General features: G+C 72.5%; 17 protein-coding genes. 9 read left to right on the top strand and 8 right to left on the bottom strand.

Going from position 1 to position 17,643, the window contains the following annotated elements; all coding sequences use genetic code 11:
• Nucleotides 1-30: 30 nt before the first annotated feature.
• Nucleotides 31-1,395, bottom strand: coding sequence for an FAD-dependent monooxygenase (locus tag ACWD3D_RS19605; RefSeq protein WP_451462104.1), 1,365 nt, complete (start codon nt 1,393-1,395; stop codon nt 31-33).
• Nucleotides 1,396-1,456: 61 nt separating this feature from the next.
• On the opposite strand from ACWD3D_RS19605, the gene ACWD3D_RS19600 reads away from it, so the two are divergent.
• Nucleotides 1,457-2,098 (top strand): TetR/AcrR family transcriptional regulator C-terminal domain-containing protein, encoded by a 642-nt coding sequence (locus ACWD3D_RS19600; RefSeq protein ID WP_451462103.1) that lies wholly within the window; start codon nt 1,457-1,459, stop codon nt 2,096-2,098.
• Between the two features lie 62 nt (nt 2,099-2,160).
• Here ACWD3D_RS19600 and ACWD3D_RS19595 read toward each other — a convergent pair whose 3' ends face one another.
• The 4 genes from ACWD3D_RS19595 to ACWD3D_RS19580 form a co-directional block, all read right to left on the bottom strand.
• Nucleotides 2,161-2,484 (bottom strand): DMT family transporter, encoded by a 324-nt coding sequence (locus tag ACWD3D_RS19595; protein ID WP_451462102.1) that lies wholly within the window; start codon nt 2,482-2,484, stop codon nt 2,161-2,163.
• On the bottom strand, nt 2,481-3,011 hold the full coding sequence (locus ACWD3D_RS19590) for a DMT family transporter (protein ID WP_451462101.1): 531 nt from the start codon (nt 3,009-3,011) through the stop codon (nt 2,481-2,483). The genes ACWD3D_RS19595 and ACWD3D_RS19590 overlap by 4 nt, the downstream gene beginning before the upstream one ends.
• A gap of 114 nt (nt 3,012-3,125) precedes the next feature.
• Complete coding sequence (locus tag ACWD3D_RS19585) at nt 3,126-4,427, bottom strand: aminotransferase class I/II-fold pyridoxal phosphate-dependent enzyme (protein ID WP_451462100.1); 1,302 nt, start codon at nt 4,425-4,427, stop codon at nt 3,126-3,128.
• A 144-nt stretch (nt 4,428-4,571) separates the two neighbouring features.
• Nucleotides 4,572-5,411 carry an SDR family oxidoreductase gene (locus tag ACWD3D_RS19580; protein WP_451462099.1) on the bottom strand — a complete coding sequence of 280 codons (840 nt, stop codon included), beginning with the start codon at nt 5,409-5,411 and terminating at the stop codon, nt 4,572-4,574.
• A gap of 155 nt (nt 5,412-5,566) precedes the next feature.
• Between ACWD3D_RS19580 and ACWD3D_RS19575 the strand changes: the two genes are divergently transcribed.
• Nucleotides 5,567-6,169 carry a TetR/AcrR family transcriptional regulator C-terminal ligand-binding domain-containing protein gene (locus ACWD3D_RS19575; RefSeq protein ID WP_451462098.1) on the top strand — a complete coding sequence of 201 codons (603 nt, stop codon included), beginning with the start codon at nt 5,567-5,569 and terminating at the stop codon, nt 6,167-6,169.
• A gap of 32 nt (nt 6,170-6,201) precedes the next feature.
• Here ACWD3D_RS19575 and ACWD3D_RS19570 read toward each other — a convergent pair whose 3' ends face one another.
• A complete protein-coding gene (locus ACWD3D_RS19570) occupies nt 6,202-6,819 on the bottom strand; it encodes a DinB family protein (protein ID WP_451462097.1) in 618 nt (205 codons plus the stop codon).
• Nucleotides 6,820-7,395: 576 nt separating this feature from the next.
• The gene (locus ACWD3D_RS19565; protein WP_451462096.1) at nt 7,396-7,674 is read right to left on the bottom strand and encodes a prevent-host-death protein; all 279 of its coding nucleotides are present in this window, start codon (nt 7,672-7,674) and stop codon (nt 7,396-7,398) included.
• 115 nt (nt 7,675-7,789) lie between these two features.
• On the opposite strand from ACWD3D_RS19565, the gene ACWD3D_RS19560 reads away from it, so the two are divergent.
• Entirely contained in the window at nt 7,790-8,488 is a 699-nt protein-coding gene (locus tag ACWD3D_RS19560) for a TetR/AcrR family transcriptional regulator (protein WP_451462095.1), read from the top strand.
• Nucleotides 8,489-8,560: 72 nt separating this feature from the next.
• Nucleotides 8,561-9,787, top strand: coding sequence for an FAD-dependent oxidoreductase (locus ACWD3D_RS19555; RefSeq protein ID WP_451462094.1), 1,227 nt, complete (start codon nt 8,561-8,563; stop codon nt 9,785-9,787).
• Between the two features lie 177 nt (nt 9,788-9,964).
• On the opposite strand, the gene ACWD3D_RS19550 is transcribed toward ACWD3D_RS19555, so the two are convergent.
• Nucleotides 9,965-11,140: a M20 family metallopeptidase gene (locus ACWD3D_RS19550; protein ID WP_451462093.1), complete on the bottom strand. Its 1,176-nt coding sequence runs from the start codon at nt 11,138-11,140 to the stop codon at nt 9,965-9,967.
• A 108-nt stretch (nt 11,141-11,248) separates the two neighbouring features.
• Here ACWD3D_RS19550 and ACWD3D_RS19545 point away from each other — a divergent pair, with 108 nt between their 5' ends.
• The 5 genes from ACWD3D_RS19545 to ACWD3D_RS19525 are packed head-to-tail and all read left to right on the top strand — an operon-like array spanning nt 11,249 to nt 17,594.
• Nucleotides 11,249-13,084, top strand: coding sequence for a PucR family transcriptional regulator (locus ACWD3D_RS19545; RefSeq protein WP_451462092.1), 1,836 nt, complete (start codon nt 11,249-11,251; stop codon nt 13,082-13,084).
• A 28-nt stretch (nt 13,085-13,112) separates the two neighbouring features.
• Nucleotides 13,113-14,453, top strand: coding sequence for an MFS transporter (locus ACWD3D_RS19540; RefSeq protein ID WP_451462091.1), 1,341 nt, complete (start codon nt 13,113-13,115; stop codon nt 14,451-14,453).
• On the top strand, nt 14,450-15,913 hold the full coding sequence (locus ACWD3D_RS19535) for an amidohydrolase (RefSeq protein ID WP_451462090.1): 1,464 nt from the start codon (nt 14,450-14,452) through the stop codon (nt 15,911-15,913). Before ACWD3D_RS19540 ends, ACWD3D_RS19535 begins: the two co-directional genes overlap by 4 nt.
• Nucleotides 15,910-16,695, top strand: coding sequence for an SDR family NAD(P)-dependent oxidoreductase (locus ACWD3D_RS19530; protein WP_451462089.1), 786 nt, complete (start codon nt 15,910-15,912; stop codon nt 16,693-16,695). Before ACWD3D_RS19535 ends, ACWD3D_RS19530 begins: the two co-directional genes overlap by 4 nt.
• Before the next feature lie 17 nt (nt 16,696-16,712).
• Nucleotides 16,713-17,594, top strand: a complete 882-nt coding sequence (locus ACWD3D_RS19525) for a polysaccharide deacetylase family protein (RefSeq protein WP_451462088.1) — start codon at nt 16,713-16,715, stop codon at nt 17,592-17,594.
• Nucleotides 17,595-17,643: the final 49 nt, after the last annotated feature.

Below are 17,643 nucleotides of genomic sequence, written 5' to 3'. Positions count from 1 at the left end.
TCCAGACCTGGATCGGCGGGGTGGGCGTCTTCACGCTGCTCGGCAAGATCTTCGGCGGCTGGGCCGACGCCTCCCGGATCGGTGGCCAGCCGTGGCGCCCGGCCCGCCGCCCAGGTCGAGGAGCACGTACCGGCCCTCGCGCAGCAGCGTGAAGAGGCTGCCGCCCTCGGCGAACGCCAGGTCGGGGGCGCGGGTGCCGGTCAGCGGGTGCGCGGTGGTCGGGTCGGCCGGCGGGTAGTGGACGTCGAGCGCGCCGAGCTGTTCGGCCAGGGCGCGGGAGAACTCCGGTACACGGTCGATCAGTTCGGAGAGATGGGCACGCAGGGCCTGCCCTTCGACCGTGTGGGCGGTCATCAGCGCGGTCTGTGCCCGGGTGGAGGCGAGAAGCCGTGCGCCGACCGGGTGGCGTTCGCGGTGGTACGAGTCGAGCAGTCCGTCCGGGGCCGTGCCGTGGATGGTCGCGGCCAGCTTCCAGCCGAGGTTGGTGGCGTCCTGGAAACCGACGTTGAGGCCCACGCCCCCGGCGGGGAAGTGCATGTGGGCGGCGTCCCCTGCGAGGAGGACCCGGCCGGACCGGTAAGTGGCGGCCTGACGCGTGGCGTTGCCGAAGCGGGAGAGCCAACGCGGGTCACGCATACCGAAGTCGGTGCCCAGGAGTCGCACGGTCGAGGCTCGCACCTCGTCCAGTGTCGGCTCCGGGGCGTCCGGCCGCCCGCCCGCCGCGTCGATGCCGACGAAGCGGGTGAGTCCGTCCGGCAGAGGGACGGCCATCACCCCGCCCGCCGCGCCGAATTCGGTCACCGGGCCGGTGGGCGGCGCGTCGAGTGCGACGTCGGCCAGCCAGCCCCAGACCGTCGAGTCGGTGCCGGGAAAGGCGATCCCCGCCGCCTTCCGTACCGCGCTGCGGGTGCCGTCGCAGCCGACGACGTACCGCGCCTCGATCGCGTACGGGCCCCCGGGCCCGTCCACCGTCAGGCGTACGGAATCCGGCCCCTGCTCCAGGCCGGTCACCCGGTGTCCGCGCCGGACGTCGGCGCCGCGCGTACGGGCATGGGCCTCCAGCAGAGCTTCGGTGCGCGCCTGCGGCAGGAGCAGGGTGAAGGGGTACGGGGTGTCCAAGCCCCGGAAGTCCAGCCGGCTCGTCAGTGCGCCGAAGTGGCCGAACGGGAGCGGGGCGCCCGCCTCGACGACCTGGGTGAGCCCGCGCATCGCGAGGATCTCCACCGTCCGGGGGTGCACGGTGAGTGCCTTGGAGTGCGGGCTCGGTTCCGTCCGGGCCTCCAGGACGGTCACTGGGACGCCCTGGAGGCGGAGTTCGGCCGCGAGCCAGAGCCCGGTGGGGCCCGCCCCCACGACGACGACCTCGGCCCGTTCCGTCACGGTGTTCGCTTCCATGGCTGCTCTCCTCGATGCTCTTGGTCAGTGACCAGTAACTGGTCCGAACTAAACTAGGTCAGTGACCAAAAAGCAATCCGCGTCCTCGACGACCCCGCCCCGCGTCCGCCTCACGCCCGCCGCCGTGGTGGCCGCCGCGCTGGAACTGCTGGACGAGGAGGGACTCGGCGCCGTCACCACCCGCGCGGTCGCGGACCGGCTCGGCGTACGCATGAACACCGTGCTCTGGCACATCAAGACGAAGGACCGGCTGCTGGAGCTGCTGGCCGACGCCCTCGCGGGTGCCCTCACGTACGAGGACCTGCCCGAGGACGCGGAGGAACGCGCGCGCGAGCTGATGCGGCGCTACCGGCGGTCCCTGCTGGCGCACCGGGACGGCGCCGCCCTGGTGACCGGTACCTACGCGGCCGAACCGCACACCCTGCGGTTCGCCGACACCCTGCTCGACACCCTCGTGGCGGGTGGAGCGACGGACGAGTCGGCGGCCTGGACGCTCTACGCCCTGACGTACTTCACCCTCGGCCTCACGCAGGAGGAGCAGGCGCTGACCGGCTCGGACGAGGGCCGGCTGCGCGCGGCCGTGGCGGAGGGGGCGTACCCGGCGCTGCGCAGAGCGCTGCCGGTGCTCTCGGCGGACACCTTCCCGGCCCGCTTCGAGGACGGGATCGGCCGCATCCTGGGCAGCGGGCGGCGGGCGGAGTAGCCGGCCGGGGTCACGGGGTCGCGCGCCGGACCTGGCTCACGGGTGGGCGCGGAGGGTGCGTACTACGGGTGGGCGCCCGCTTCGATCAGCAGGACGCCGCCGGCGATCAGGACGATGCCCGCGCCCATCAGCCGGGTGAGGGGTTCGCCGAAGAGGCGGCGGGCGAGGACGGCGGTCAGCGCGACCCCGCAGGCGGACCAGATGCCGTAGGCGACACCGATCGCGATGCCGTGGGAGAGCGCCAGCGCGAGGCAGCCGAAGGAGGCGACGTACGCGAGCAGGACCGGCGCCAGCCACACCTTCTTGCGGAAGCCCTCGGAGGCGCGCAGGGCGAGGGTGCCGCTGACCTCGCAGAGAATCGCGCCCATCAGGAAGAGCCAGCTCACGGGGCGGTCTCCTCGGGGTCGGGGGTGGGGCGCGGGTCTGCGGAGGCGGGGCTGTTCGTGGCGGTCGCGGCCTGCTCGCGGGCGGTCGTGGCGCGTTGCGCGCCGATCTCCACGGTCATCACCCCGCCGGCGACCGCCACCACGCCGAGGCCCATCATCCAGGTCAGCGGGTCGCCGAAGAGGAACGCGGCCAGTACGGCGGTGACCGCGACACCGCTCGCGCCCCAGATCCCGTACGCGACGCCGATCGGCATGCCCTCGCGCAGGACGAGCGCCAACATCGTGAACGCGGTGACGTAACCGGCGACCACCAGTACGTACCACGGCCCGTCGTCGAGGGCGGCCCGAAGGGCGAGCGTCGCCGCGACCTCGGAGGCGATCGCCCCGACGAGGAACAGCCACTTCCTGGAGCCGCCGTTGTTCCCGTCATCGGTGTTCGCGCTGTCGGCGAACTTGGTGCCGGTGTTCTTGGTGCCGGTGAACTTGTCGCCGGTGTTCTTGTCGCCGGTGTTCTTGTCGTCCGTCAACGCGAGGGTCCCTTCTCCGGGGCGTTCCGGCACACCCCGGCCCGCCTCCCCTCGACGGGGGAGGCGGGCCGGAACGCGTGGCGGGCCGGAGTGCGTACGGCCCGCACGGAATCGTTACTTCGCGGCGAGCCGCTTCTCGTACCCGACGACCCGCACGCACGCGGTCAGGCCGAGGATGGCCTCCTCCAGCTCACCCTGCGTCGGGTAGCTGGGGGCGATCCGGATGACGGAGTCGCTCGGGTCGTCGCCGTACGGGTGGGTGGCACCGGCCGGAGTGAGGACGATACCGGCCGCACCGGCGCGCCGCACGACCTCCTTCGCGCAGCCCTCCTCGACCTCCAGGTTCACGAAGTACCCGCCCTTGGGCTTCGTCCAGGAGGCGAGGCCCGTACCGCCCAGCTCCGCTTCGAGGATGCGCTGAACGGCCTCGAACTTCGGCTGGAGTGCGGCACGCTGACGGTCCATCAGGTCGCGTACGCCGTCCGCGTCACGCAGGTACATCGCGTGCCGCAGCTGGTTCACCTTGTCCGGGCCGATGGACCGCTTCGAGTTGTTGGCGAGCAGCCACTTCACGTTGGCCGGGGACGAGCCGAAGAAGGCGACGCCGGCGCCCGCCAGGGTGATCTTGGAGGTGGAGCCGAACACGAACACCCGGTCCGCGTTCCCGGCCTCGTCGCACGCGGCGAGCAGGTCGGCGATCTCCACCCGATCCTCGGTGAGGTGGTGCACCGCGTACGCGTTGTCCCAGAAGATGCGGAAGTCGGGTGCGGCGGTCTCCATCGCGGCCAGCCGGGCGACGGTCTCGTCGCTGTAGACCACGCCGTCCGGGTTGCTGTACTTCGGGACGCACCAGATGCCCTTGACGGCCGGGTTCTCCGCGACGAGGCGCTCGACCACGTCCATGTCCGGACCCGACTCGGTCATCGGCACGGGGATCATGTCGATGCCGAAGCGCTCGCACAGCGCGAAGTGCCGGTCGTAGCCGGGGACGGGGCAGAGGAACGCGATCCGGCCCTGGTCGACCCAGCGCGACTCGGCGCCCGGCAGCACGCTGAGCAACGCGTGCACCAGCGAGTCGTGCATCAGCTCCAGGCTGGAGTTGCCGGCCGCGAGCAGCTGCGCCACCGGCACCTGGAGCTGCTCGGCGAAGATCTCGCGGAGTTCGGTCAGCCCCTGGAGACCGCCGTAGTTGCGCACGTCCGTGCCGTCGGCGGCGGTGTGGCGGCCACCCGGCAGGCTCAGCAGGTCCTCGGAGAGATCGAGCTGCGTCGGCGCCGGCTTCCCCCGGGTCAGGTCGAGGGAGAGACCGCGGCCGGCCAGCTCCTCGTAGTCCTGCCTGGCACGGTCGACAAGGTCGCTCAGGTCGCTCGGGGCGCCGGGGGCGCTCAGGGCGTCGGAGCTCAGCTCGGTGGTCACGGTGTGTCCTCTCGCGGGTCCCGCATGGTGCCGGACGGCACCATGCCGAGGATACAAACCGGCCAGTGGCCCGCTTCTTTCGGTATTCGGCTCCCTTGCGTGTACGGGGGGAGGCCAACCCCGGGGCGGCACCCGGCGCGTCCGTCAGGCGACGCCGCCGTTGGCGTAGAGCACCTGGCCGTTGATCCAGCGGCCCGGTCCGGCGAGGAACGCGACGGCCTCGGCGATGTCCTCGGGGGTGCCGAGCCGCTCCATCGGGGAGAGGCCCGCGATGGTGTCCACGACCTGCTGCGGCTTGCCGTCCAGGAAGAGCGGGGTGGCGGTCGGGCCGGGCGCCACCGCGTTCACCGTCACGTCACGGCCGCGCAGCTCGCGGGCGAGGACCAGCGTCATCGCCTCGACGGCCCCCTTGGTGGCCGCGTAGGCGGCGTACGTGGGCTGCTGGAGCCGGGTCACGGAGGTGGAGAAGTTGATCAGCGCGCCGCCGGGTCGGAGCGTACGGGCGGCCAGCTGGGACACCACGAACGTGCCGCGCACATTGGTGCGGTGCATGCGGTCGAAGGCGTCGAGGTCGAACTCGGCGACCGGCGCCAGCAGCATGATCCCGGCCGTGTTCACGACCACGTCCACACCGCCGTACGCCTGCTCGCCCGCCGCGAAGAGCGCGGCCATCGCGTGCTCGTCCGCGACGTCGCCGCTGAACGCCGTGGCCCGCCCGCCCAGCTTCTCCACGGCCGCCACGACCTCCTCGGCCCGCGCCCTGTCCCGGCCGTAGTGCACGACCACAGCGGTGCCGTCGGCAGCCAGCCGCTCGGCGACGGCGCGGCCGATGCCCCCGGAGGCCCCGGTGACGATGGCGACGCGGGCGGGGGCGCTGCTGCCGTCGTTGCCGCCGCTGTTGCCGCTGTTGCCGCTGTTGCCGCTGTTGCCGCTGTTGCCGCTGTTGCCGCTGTTGGTGTTTTGGGGCTGGGTGGTGTCGGTCATGGGATCAGCCTCCCGCTTGCTGGGGCATTTATGGACTGCTTGTCCATTAAAAAATGTAGACCGATCGTCCATATACTGCAAGCAGGGGGCCGGTGTGCGGCTGACGCGGCGCGCCGGGCCCTGATGCGTGTCGGTGAGCGGGAAGGGGAGTGGTGATGGCCGAGGAGTCGAAGGATCCCGTCAGGCGCGGGCGTGGCCGCCGCCCCGCGACGGAGGTGCGCGAAGCGGTGGTGGGTGCGGCCGGTGCGATGCTCTTCGAATCCGGGCTGGCCGGGATCACTTTCGAGAAGGTGGCGGCCCGCGCCGGCGCGAGCAAGATGACGCTCTACAAATGGTGGCCCTCACCCGGCGCCCTGGCCTTCGAGGCGTACTTCAGCGCGGTGGAGAGCACCCTCGCCTTCGCCGACACCGGTGACGTCGAGCGCGATCTCACCGCACAGCTGCACGCCTTCGTCGGCCTGCTCACTGATGCGCGTACCGGGCGGGTGATCGCCCAACTCGTCGGCGCGGCCCAGACCGACACCGCCCTCGCCGCCGCCCTCGCGGAGCACTACACCCACCCGCGCCGCCGCCTCGCGGTCGAACGGCTCACCCGGGCGCAGGAGCTCGGCCAGATCCACCCCGACGTGGACCCGCAGGTCGTCGTGGACCAGCTGTGGGGCGCCTGCTACCACCGCCTGCTACTGCCCGACGAGCCACTCGACGTGGCCTTCGCCGACGCTCTGATCCGCAACCTTCTGCGGGGTGTCCGGGGCTGACGGCTCGCGCGTCACGCGAGCCGCGCACGTGGTCAGGTGATCACCAACCACCGCCGTCCGTCGATGATTTCGCGGGCCGCGTCGAGATGGCCGGCGTGACAGGCGGTCTCGGTGATGACGTGCAGCAGGAGATCGCGCAGGGTGTGGTGGCGCCATCCGTCGCCGAAGAGGTGGCTCGGCCACCAGGCCAGGGCTGCGTCCGCCGAGGAGGCGGCGGCGATGACGGAGTCGGCGCGCTCGGTCTCGACGAGGTACGTGCCGAGGATGTCGGAGGGCGATGCCCCAGCCGGAACCTGCCAGGCATCCTCGATCCCGTCCAGGCTCCGGATGACCTCCGCGTCACCGAGGAACACGGCCCGGAACCAGAACCGTTCGACATCGAGCGCCAAGTGTCGGACCAGCCCCAGGCAACTCCACCCCGAGGGCAACACGGGTCGGCGCAGCGCCTCTTCGCCCAGCCCGTCGAGTATCCCGAGCACGTGGCGCCGCTGGTCACGCAGGCAGGCAAGGAGCGTGGCGATCTCGGGGGCGATCTCGGAGGCGGGGGTGGGTGCGTGGGGCGAACTCGGCTGTTCCGGTTGCGGATTCAGAGTGGAGGCGGGCGATCGGGAGCCGTGCGCGCCCTCGTCCGTGCTGTATGCGTCAGCCATGGAGCCAGCCAAGCACGCTGCACTGACAGCGGGGAGGGGTGCGGGAGTGTGAGTGGGGCGGGTGGCTGGGGGCCTGTTCTCCGGCGGGATGCGGGTGGGGCGCTGTTGACTTGGTGCCAGTGGTGAGAGGTGGCGGGGAGGGTGAAATGTCCGAGTCGGTGAAGTTGGTCGAATCCAGCACTTCGGCGGGATGAACCCGCAGTTCAGGAAGGGTGCTCCCCGCGCGTGCGGGGATGGCCCGACCAACACCCCGACCATGTGCCAGGACATCCAGTGCTCCCCGTGCGTGCGGGGATGGTCCCGCGTTCTCGGCGGCGAACTCGTGCGCGCCGAAGTGCTCTCCGCGCGTGCAGGGATGGTCCCGTCCTCGGCTCCGTGGCGCCGGTCGCCCTGCTGTGCTCCCCGCGCGTGCGGGGATGGTCCTGGAGTCCGAACCCGCGCGACCCGGTCGAGGCGGTGCTCCCCGCGCGTGCGGGGATTGGTCCCGTGCTGGAGCGGCGCCTGTGTGCAGCGTGGTCGCGCACGGGGCCGGCGGCTTGAGGTTGGCGCGCGAGACCCTGCCTGTGGGGCTGAAGGTCAGCCGGGGCTGGGGCCGTCCAGGAAGGTGTCGGCCGTGGCGTCCTGGTCGGCGCGGAACGGGTCGAGGACGAGGTCGGGGCCGGTTCTCGACGTGGCTGCGAACTTGTGGCGTGAGACGAATCGGCGAGGGCGGCGCAGAGGGATCGGCTCGCCGATCGGGCATTCGCCACGGGTGACGGTGAAGGACTGCCCTCCCTGCGCGGCGTCCATGATTTCGCGCGGCCGGTCGGGCAGGTCCCGCTGGTCGATTTCGGGCTGAGCGCTCTTGGACTCCATGTGCGAGCGGGTGTCACGTGATGCGTGTGGTGCAACCTGAGGGCGTCGTGCATTCGAGAACGAACATGTTCGTGAAGTACTTGTTCGTGACGAACATGTTCGTTACTCTCGTCGTATGACACCAGCGAGCCCCACCCCCGCCCCCCGGAGTCGCCGCGAGCGGCCCGCCAAGCCCGCGCTCAGTCATGCGGGCATCGTCGAGGCCGCCGTGCGGATCATGCGGGCCGAAGGGCTTCAGCGGGTGACCATGCGGCGGCTGGCCACGGAGCTGGACACCGGGCCGGCCTCGCTCTACGTCTACTTCGGGAACACGGCCGAGCTGCACGCCGCGATCCTGGAGGAGTACCTCGGCGCGGTCGATCTGGGGCCCGTGACGGAGGCGGGGGACTGGCGGGAGCGGCTCGTCCAGGTGCTCGGGTCGTACACGGGGGTGCTCTTCGAGCACCCCAGCCTTGCGCGTTCCGCTCTCGTGGCGCGGCCCACCGGGGCGAACTACCTGGCGCTGGTGGAGGCGATCCTCGCCCTGCTGGACGAGGGCGGGGTGCCTCCGGGGCAGGCCGCCTGGGGCGTGGACGTACTGCTCCAGCTGGCCACCGCCGCCGCTGCCGAGCAGGGCACCCGCTCGGAGACCGACTCGGCCGAGGAGGAGCACGACGCGCTGGTGGGAGCGCTGCGTGCCGCGTCCGCCGACACGTATCCGCGTATCGCCGCGCTCGGCGAAGACCTGTTCTCCGGGGCCCCGCCGCAGCGCCTCGGGTGGATGTTCCGGGTGGTTGTCAACGGTGCGCTGACCACCCCGCGCGACCTGACCTGACCTGATCCGAACTGATCCGATCCGGCGCCGTAGCCGTCGCCGGTACGAAGTACGTCGAGAAGGAGCCACGCCATGACGACCACCACGTCATCCACGTCATCCACTCCCAGCCCCCACCACCCCATAGCCGTCATCGGCGGCGGGCTCGGCGGGCTGATGCTCGCCCGGGTCCTGCACGTGCACGGCATCGACGTCCCGGTCTTCGACCTGGACGCCTCGCCGGACGCCCGTAAGCAGGGCGGGATGCTCGACATCCACGAGGAGAGCGGGCAGGCGGCGCTGCGCGAGGCGCGGTTGCACGAGGCGTTCCTGGCCAAGGTGCACCCGGGCGGTCAGGCGATGCGGCTGCTCGACAAGAACGGCTTCGTCCACCGGGAGGAGGAGGACGACGGCTCCGGCGCGCGCCCCGAGATCGACCGGGGCGACCTGCGCGACCTGCTGCTCACCTCCCTCCCGGAAGGCACCATCCGCTGGAACTCCAAGGTGGTGGCGTGCCGGGCGACGGACGGTGACGAGAGCCGGGGCGGCCGGTACGAGGTGACGCTCGCCGACGGGTCGGTGTTCACCACCGATCTGCTCGTCGGGGCCGACGGCGCCTGGTCGCGGGTGCGTCCGCTGGTGTCCGACGCGGTGCCCGCGTACACCGGGATCTCCTTCGTGGAGGTCGATCTGTTCGACGCGGACACCCGTCACCCCGAGGCCGCGGCGCTGCTCGGCGGGGGGATGTTCTTCGGGCTCGGCGACGGGAAGGCGCTGCTGGGCCACCGTGAGACGGACGGCAGCCTGCATGTCTACGTGGCGCTGCGCACCGACGAAAGCTGGCTGGGTACGGTCGACTTCACCGACTCCGGGGCGGCGAAGGCGGCCGTCCTGGAGCACTTCGCGGACTGGGCGCCCAGCCTGCGCGGGCTCATCGCCGAGGCGGACGGGCCGCTGGTGCCCCGGCACATCCACGAGCTGCCCGTCGGCCACCGCTGGTCCCGGGTTCCGGGCGTCACGCTGCTCGGGGACGCGGCGCACCTGATGTCGCCGTTCGCCGGGGAGGGCGCGAACCTCGCGCTGATCGACGGGGCGGACCTCGGCCGGTGCCTGGCCGCGCACCCGGGGGACACGGAAGCGGCGCTCTCGGCGTACGAGGAGCTTCTCTTCCCGCGCGCCGAGCGCACGGCGCTGGAGTCCGCCGAGGGGCTGGAGGCCATCTTCGCGCCGAACGCCCCGCAGTCGCTGCTGGACATGTTCGCCGGGCTCGGCGGCCCGGACGCGGAACAGGGTCAGGAACAGGACGCGGAACAGGGCTGAGGCTCAAAGGCCGCGGGCCGGGCGGGCCGGGTTCCGTACGGAAGGACCCCTGTACCTCCCGTACGGAACCGGCTCCCGGCCCCCGAACCGGCCCCCCGAACCGGCCCCCCGAACCGGCCCCCCGAACCGGCCCCCCGAACCGGCTCCCGGCCCCGAACCGAACCCCGGCCCCCCGTCTCACCCCTCCTGTAGGAGCAGCCCCACCATCCGCGCGACCAGCGCCGCCCGCTCCGGCATGCGGGTCACGTCGGCCCACTCGTGGTCGGCGTGCGGGCCTCCGCCCACCGCGCCGAGGCCGTCGAGGGTGGGGGTGCCGGCCGCCGCGCAGAGGTTGCCGTCGGAGATGCCGCCCACGGCGGCCGAGCCGGGCCATTCCAGGCCCAGTTCGGTCAGGGCGGTACGGGCCGTCTCCAGCAGGTCCGTGGCGGCGGCCTCTTCGAGGGGCGGGCGGTTGGGGCCGCCGATGATCTCGAAGGGGAGCCGGGCCACGTCGGCGACGATGCGGTGCAGTTCGGCGTCGATGTCCTTCTGCGCCTGGACGTCGGGGACGCGGACGTCCACCGTGACGTGTGCGCGGTCGGGCACGGTGTTCTGGGTGGTGCCCGCGCTCGCCACCGTCGGCGTGACGGTGACCCGGTCGTCGTACGCCGCGAGGGACTCCAGGGCGACGATGATCCTGGCCAGGTCGGTCAGGGCGTTGCTGCCCTTGCTGGGTTCCAGGCCCGCGTGGGCCGCGATGCCCTTGACGCGGATGTCGTAGAACGACCAGCCCTTGCGGGCGTGCTTCAGCCCGCCGCTGTCCGCCGCGCCCTCCAGGACCAGCGCGGCGCGGGACCTGCGCGCCCACTCGGTGACGACCGGGCCGCCGGCGGGGGAGCCGATCTCCTCGTCGGCGGTGATCAGGAACGCGACGGCGGGGTCCTCACCGGTCAGTTCGCGGAGCCGGGCGAGCCCGTAGAGGCCCTGGACCAGGCCACCCTTCATGTCGAAGACGCCGGGGCCGGTCGCCCGGGCGCCGTCGACCAGGAACGGCCGGCGCTTCAGCGTGCCCTTGGGGAACACGGTGTCGAAGTGGCCCACCAGCAGGACGGGCCGTACGTCGGCCGGGCCGAGGCGCCAGAGCAGCCCGCCGGGTCGGCCGTTGCCGGGGTCGTTCGGCAGCACCGTGGGGGCGGTGCCGAGGAGGCGGGTGCCGATTTCGGCCAGTACGTCCCGGCAAGCGCCCAGGGCGTCGCCGTCCGAGGACGGGGACTCGGCCCGTACCAGTCGTTCCAGATCCGTGACCATCGCCTGGGTGTCGTCGGTGAGGCGGCGCAACAGGTCGCGCGGGTCGATGACTTGGGATGCGGGCACGGCGGGACTCCTTTGGCGCGGCTTCCGTGGGGATACGCCTCTGCATGATTGCTCTGTCCCGACATGCGAAAGTTTGTGTGACCCGCCAAGTTTTGGAGCTGATCCGCCGTGGCCGAGCACAACCCGGAGCACGTGGGCGCACCCGGGCGCACGGTGGCGGACGCCGCAGGCGCGTCCGGGCAGGACGGTGCCGACGCCCCGGTGACCCTGGCCACCGTCGTGGACTGCCTCGGGCCCGGAACCGTCGCCGTGTGGGCCGCCCCGCACGGCCTCGGCGTGCCGGTCCGCACGCTCACCGTCCACGAGGGCGCGCCGGCACCCGGCGGTCCGCGGGGGCAGGACGCACCGCACCCCGCCGCCCCCGACCGGCCGGGCGGGCTGCTGCTCGGTATCGGGGCCGGGAGCGAGCCCGGTGGACTGATCCGGGCGGCGGTCGCGGCCGGGGCGAGCGCCGTGATCGTCAAGGACGGCGGGGACGGCGCCCTGCGCGAGGCGAGCGCCCTCGGTACGGAGCGAGGCGTGGCGGTCCTGGCGCTGGCGGCCGACCAGGACTGGACGGACCTGATCGGACGGGTGCGCGCCCTGCTGGCCGTCCGGGTGGGGCCCGGGACACGGCGGGCCGCGTTGTTCGGGCGCCGGCACGACCTGGTGAGCCTCGCCAACTCCCTCTCCCGGCTGGTCAACGGCTCGGTGATGATCTTCACCCCCGGTCAGGAACTGCTTGCCGCCTCCCGGCTCGGCCCCGGGGACGACGAGATGCGCCGGGCCGCCGTGCTCGACCAGCACGGCCCGGTCGGGTACCGGGCGCGGCTCGTCGAACTCGGCGTCTACCGGCGGCTCTGGTCCGGCCCCGAGGTCGTCGACGTGGCCGCGGTGCCCGAGTTCGGTGCGGGGCGCAGGCTCGCGGCGGCGGTCCGCGCCGGTACGGAGAACCTCGGCTCGATCTGGGTCGCCGAGGGCGGTGTTCCCGGCGAACCGCTCGCCGAGAACGCCGCCGCGCTGCTCGCGGACGCCGCCACGGCCGCCGTGAGCGTGCTGCTCGGCCTCGACCAGGAGGAGGTGGCCCGGCGGCGGCTGGACGAGGAACTTTTCGGCCGTGCCCTGCTCGGCGACGTCGATCCCCGGCTGGCCGCCTCCCACCTGGTCGTCGATCCGGGGACGCCGGTCACCGTGCTCATCGCGGACCTGTCGGCGCACGGCAGCCGGTTCGGCGCCGCCGACCTGTACCGGGCGAAGGAGGAGGCGCTGCGCCATCTCGCCGGGTACCGGTGGCGGGCGCTGGCCACCACCGGCCCCTCCCGGGTCGTCCTCGCCCTGGTGGGGCCGGTCGACCGGGACGGAATACGGCGGGCGGCGGACGGGGTCGCCGCCGCCGTGGCCGACGCGGTCGGCGCCCGGCCGCGTACCGGCATCGGGCCCTGCGTACCGCACCTGGGGGAGCTGCCCGCCAGCCGGATGGAGGCGGAGCTGGTGGTACGCGCCCTGGCCCGGCGCGGCGAGGCCCGCAGCGCCTGCCTGGAGGACGTGCGCGGCACCGCGAACCTGCTGGTGCTGGGCGAGGCCGTCACCGCGGACCGGCGGCTCCAGGACGGGCCGGTGCACCGGCTGCGCGCGCACGATCTGCGGCGCGGCACCGCGTACACGCAGACCCTGGCGGCCTACCTCGACGCCTTCGGGGACACCGCCACGGCCTCGCGGGAACTGAACGTCCACGCGAACACGTTGCGTTACCGCATGAGTCGGATACGTGACCTGACCGGGCTCGACCTGGCCGATCCTTACGAGCGGTTGAACGCCGCCGTACAGCTTTTCGCCCTCGGACCGAACGCGTTTGTCGGGGAGCACGAGGAAACGCCGAAAACCTCTTCGTCGTCCACAAACCGTGGGGGTACGCCGGGTTTGCACACTGCTGACCACGATCCGACGACAGGTTCCGGGTCGTGATCGACCGGTATCCGCGTGGAGGTGGAAGATGACAGAGGGCAGCAGCTCCCGGGCACGCTCGGCCAAGCGAGTGGCCACGGCCGCAGTCGCCGTGCTTTTCATGACCTGGTTGATCGATTACATCGACCGGCTTGTGATCACCCTCGCCCTGCCGGACATCGGCGAGGACTTCGGGCTCGGCACGACGATGCAGGGCCTGATCCTCACCGCCTTCTTCATCACCTACGCGGCGATGCAGATCCCCGGCGGCATCCTCGCCGACACCAAGGGCGCCCGCCCCACCATGCTGGTGGCGGCCGGCGGCTGGGCGATCTTCACCGCCGCGAGCGGACTGGCCCTCGGCCTGACGACGATGATCGTGATCCGAGCGATCTTCGGCATCTTCCAGGGCATGTACCCGGCCGCCTCCATCAAGGCGCTGAGCGAGCGCACCACCCCGGCGCAGCGGCTGACCGCCAACGGCATCATGTCCGCGTCCAACCCGCTGGGTTCCGCGATCGCCCCCATCGTCGCCGCGCCGCTCATCGTGGCCTTCGGCTGGCGCGGGGCGTTCTGGGCGGTGTCCGTCCTCGGCCTGCTGATCGTGCTCGTGCTGTGGAAGGGCATGCCGAAGCCGCTGACGACCGAGGAGCTCGCCGTGGCGACCGGCAGCGAGACGGCTCCCGAGCCGGTCGCCCAGGTGTCGCTGCGTCAGGCGCTGGGCCTGCTCAAGTCCTCGATGATGTGGCGCTTCGCGCTGATGATGTGCGGGTTCAACATCATCGGGTGGGGCCTGGTGTCCTGGGTGCCGTCCTACCTCCGTGAGAACAAGGACGTCTCGCTCACCGGCGTGGGCCTGCTGTCCGGCATCCCGTGGGTCGCCGCGGCGATCAGCATGATGATCGGCGGCTACCTCTTCGACCGCTTCCTCAAGGGCAACCACCGCAGGGTGGTCATCCCCGTCATGGTGACCCTGGGCGGTCTGCTGGTGATGATGGTGCGTGCCGGGTCGGCGGGCGAGTTCATCGCCTGGGAGACCTGCGCGACGCTCGTGATGTACCTGGCGTACATGCAGATCTTCGGCCTGCCGCTGCGCATGCTGCCCCCGGAGTACGCGGGTGTCGGCGGCGGAATGGTGAACTTCGGCGGCCAGCTCGCCGGTGCCGTCTCCCCGTTCGTGATGGGCTTCCTCGCGGAGCACTTCTCCTACGGCGCGGCCTTCTCCTTCCTCGGTATCGGCTGCGTCCTGGCGATCGTCGGCGCGCTGGTCACCCCGCAGACCCCGGAGGCGTTCCGGGCCGGCCTCGGCCGTCACGTGGACCTGTCGGACTCCGCCCCCGAGTCCACCCCCGAGTCCGCCCCGGAGCCCGTCGCGGTGAGCGCCGCGTGACGGGCCCCGTACCCGCGAGCGGTACCGGCTCCGACCCCGGCTCCGACCCCGGCTCCGTGCCCGTCGCGCGGCTCAAGGAGCGGGCGCGGGCGGCGATCGAGGGGCACCGGGAGCGACTGCTGGACCTCAGCGAGGACCTCCAGCGCCACCCGGAGACCGGGTTCCGTGAGCACCGGGCCGCCGCGAAGGTGGCCGGGTGGTTCACGGAGCTGGAGCTCCCCTTCGAGAGCGGTCTCTCCCTCACCGGGGTGAAGGCGCGGATGTCCGGGCGCACCCAGGGCCCCACCGTCGCCGTGCTCGGCGAACTGGACGCCCTCGTACTGCCCCGGCACCCGCTCGCCGACCCGGAGACCGGGGCGGCCCACGCCTGCGGCCACCATGCCCAGGTGGCGTCGATGATCGGTGCCGCGATCGGCCTCGCCGCCGTGCGGCAGCACCTCGACGGGGACGTGGCGTTCCTCGCCGTACCGGCCGAGGAGAGCGTCGAGCTGGAGTGGCGGCGGACACGGGTACGCGCCGGTGAACTGATCCACCTGGTCGGCAAGGCCGACCTGCTGGCGCGGGGTGCCTTCGACGATGTGGACATGGCGATGCTCGTTCACACGTCCGGGCAGCCCGCCCGGCTCAGCGTCGGGGACAGCCACAACGGGTCGGTGGTGAAGCGGATCGTCTTCACCGGCCGGTCCAGCCACGCCGGTTCGTCCCCGTGGCACGGGGTGAACGCGCTGAAGGCGGCGATGCTCGCGATCAGCGCGATCGACGCCCAGCGGGACACCTTCCGCGACGAGGACGCGGTACGCGTCAACGCCGTGCTGCCGCACGGGGGCGACGCGCCCACCGCCGTACCGGACCGCGCCGAGCTCGAAGTCGTCGTCCGGGCCCGCACCCTGGACGCCCTGCGCGGCGCCTGCGCCGTCGTCGACCGGGCGGCACGGGCGGGCGCGGTGGCGCTCGGCGCCCGCGCCACCGTGGAGACCACCCTCAACTACCTCCCGCACCACCAGGACCCGGCCCTCACCGAGCTGGCCAGGGCCAACGGCACCGCGCTCTTCGGCCCGGACGCGGTGGCCCCCGGCCGGCACCTCGGCGCCTCCACCGACATGGGGGACCTCGGCGCGGTCATGCCGGTGCTGCACCCCTTCACGGGGGGCGCCACCGGCGACGCGCACAGCGTCGACTACATGGTCACCGACCACGTCCTCGCCGCCCTGGAACCGGCCGTGCTGATGGCCTGGTGCGTCATCGACCTGCTGGCCGACGGCGCCGCCGGGGCGTACGACACCCTCGCCCGGCGCGCGTCGCGTACGGCGGGCGAGCCGGACGGGCGGCCCGCCGCCGAGCGGTACGGCGACCTGCGGGCCGGATTCGACGGCCTGACCCACTACGACGGAACACACGACCGCACGACCCATGACGACAAGCCCCACGACACGGCGCGTGGGACAGAAGGAGAACTGTGAGCACCCCCGAGAGCACCCCCGCGCGGAACGAGCCCAGGATCGCGCTGGTCACCGGAGCGGCCGGCGGCATCGGGGCGGCCGTCGCGCGGCGGCTGAGCAAGGACGGCGTCAAGGTGATCCTCGCGGACCTCCGCGCCGACCGCCTCGCCCCGCTCGTCGCCGAGAGCGGTGGGCCGTTCGCCGCGATGGAGGTCGACCTCACCGACCGCGCCTCGCTGCCGGACTTCGTGGACCGTGCGTGGGAGGTGTTCGGCGGCCTGGACATTCTGGTCAACGCGGCCGGTCTCTACCCGAGCGCCCCGCTCCTGGAGATGCGCGACGACCAGTGGGACCAGGTCATGGACGTCAACCTGTCCGCCGTCTTCTCCCTCTCGCGGGCCTTCGCCCGGCGTCTGGTGGACGCGGGCCACGGCGGCCACATCGTCAACATCAGCTCCGGCGCCTCCGCCCGCGCCCGCCGGGGTGCCGCGCACTACTGCACCTCCAAGGCCGGACTGGACATGCTCACCAAGGCGTTCGCCCTGGAGCTCGCCGAGCACAGCATCCACGTCAACGCCGTCTCCCCGGGCTTCATCGAGGTCGACAGCGAGGTGAACCCGCTCGGCGAGGCGTACGTCCGCTCCATCCGGGGCGGACAGCCCTGGCCCCGCGCGGGGGTCCCCGACGACATCGCCGGTGCGGTCTCCTTCCTCTGCGGTCCGGACGCCTCGTGGATGACCGGTGCCTCGCTCTCCGTGGACGGCGGTGCGGGCACCGGCAACGCCGCACTGCCGCTGAGCTGAACGGAGCGACGACACCCATGACTTCGGAAACCTCGTCGATTTCCCGGTCCTCGCGGAGCGGATACGTCTGCGTCACCTTCGACTTCGACGCCATCTCCTCCTGGATGGCCCGGGGCATGCTCACCGCTACCCCGCGCTCCCGGGGCGAGTTCGCCGCCGTCGCCGTACCCCGGCTGCTGCACATCCTGGAGTCCCGGTCCATCCCCGCGACCTGGTTCGTACCCGGGCACACCGCGCTGACGTACCCCGAGCTGACCCGTGAACTCATCGACCGGGGTCACGAGGTGGCGGTGCACGGGCACGCGCACGAGAACGTCGCCGCCCTGGAGCCCGCAGAGGAACGCGCGGTGCTCAAGCGGTCGTTGGACGCCCTGAAGGAGGTCACCGGTACGCTGCCGCGCGGCTTCCGGGCGCCCGCCTGGGACCTGTCCGACGCCTCCGTCGATCTGCTGGTGGAGCACGGACTGCGGTACGACAGCAGCCTGATGGGCCACGACTACGCCCCGTACCCCTGCCGGACGCCGGACGTCCCGCACGACGGGGGAGTCCACTGGGGCGAGCCGGCCGGACTGCTGGAGATCCCGGTCGCCTGGTCCCTGGACGACTTCCCGTACCTGGAGTTCCTGCGGACCCCGTCCGGACTGATGCCCGGACTGCGCGACCCCCGTGAGATGTTCGCGAGCTGGACGGCCGATCTCGACTACATGGTGCGGGACTTCGAGGACGGCGTCCTCACGGTCACCATGCACCCCGAGGTCATCGGCCGGGGCCACCGCCTCCTCGCCCTGGAGCACTGGCTCGACGAAGTCGCCTCGCGCGGCGTGGAGTTCGTCACCTGCGAGCAGATCGCGGACCTGGTCGCGACGGGTGCCGAGCCGGGGCGCTACCGGCCGGTCTGACCGGCGCTCCCGTACCGGTCCGTCCGGCCGGTCAGGGGCCGGACGTACG

Source organism: Streptomyces sp. NPDC002690 (assembly GCF_053592415.1).
The sequence above is the reverse complement of the archived record's forward strand: the minus strand, read 5'-3'. Positions and strand labels throughout refer to the sequence as shown.

Coding starts and splice junctions, on each gene's coding strand:
- ACWD3D_RS19605 (WP_451462104.1), bottom strand. CDS start 1,395: ATGGAAGCGAACACCGTGACGGAACGGGCCGAGGTCGTCGTCGTGGGG.
- ACWD3D_RS19580 (WP_451462099.1), bottom strand. CDS start 5,411: ATGACCGACACCACCCAGCCCCAAAACACCAACAGCGGCAACAGCGGC.
- ACWD3D_RS19575 (WP_451462098.1), top strand. CDS start 5,567: ATGGCCGAGGAGTCGAAGGATCCCGTCAGGCGCGGGCGTGGCCGCCGC.
- ACWD3D_RS19570 (WP_451462097.1), bottom strand. CDS start 6,819: ATGGCTGACGCATACAGCACGGACGAGGGCGCGCACGGCTCCCGATCG.
- ACWD3D_RS19565 (WP_451462096.1), bottom strand. CDS start 7,674: ATGGAGTCCAAGAGCGCTCAGCCCGAAATCGACCAGCGGGACCTGCCC.
- ACWD3D_RS19560 (WP_451462095.1), top strand. CDS start 7,790: ATGACACCAGCGAGCCCCACCCCCGCCCCCCGGAGTCGCCGCGAGCGG.
- ACWD3D_RS19555 (WP_451462094.1), top strand. CDS start 8,561: ATGACGACCACCACGTCATCCACGTCATCCACTCCCAGCCCCCACCAC.
- ACWD3D_RS19540 (WP_451462091.1), top strand. CDS start 13,113: ATGACAGAGGGCAGCAGCTCCCGGGCACGCTCGGCCAAGCGAGTGGCC.
- ACWD3D_RS19525 (WP_451462088.1), top strand. CDS start 16,713: ATGACTTCGGAAACCTCGTCGATTTCCCGGTCCTCGCGGAGCGGATAC.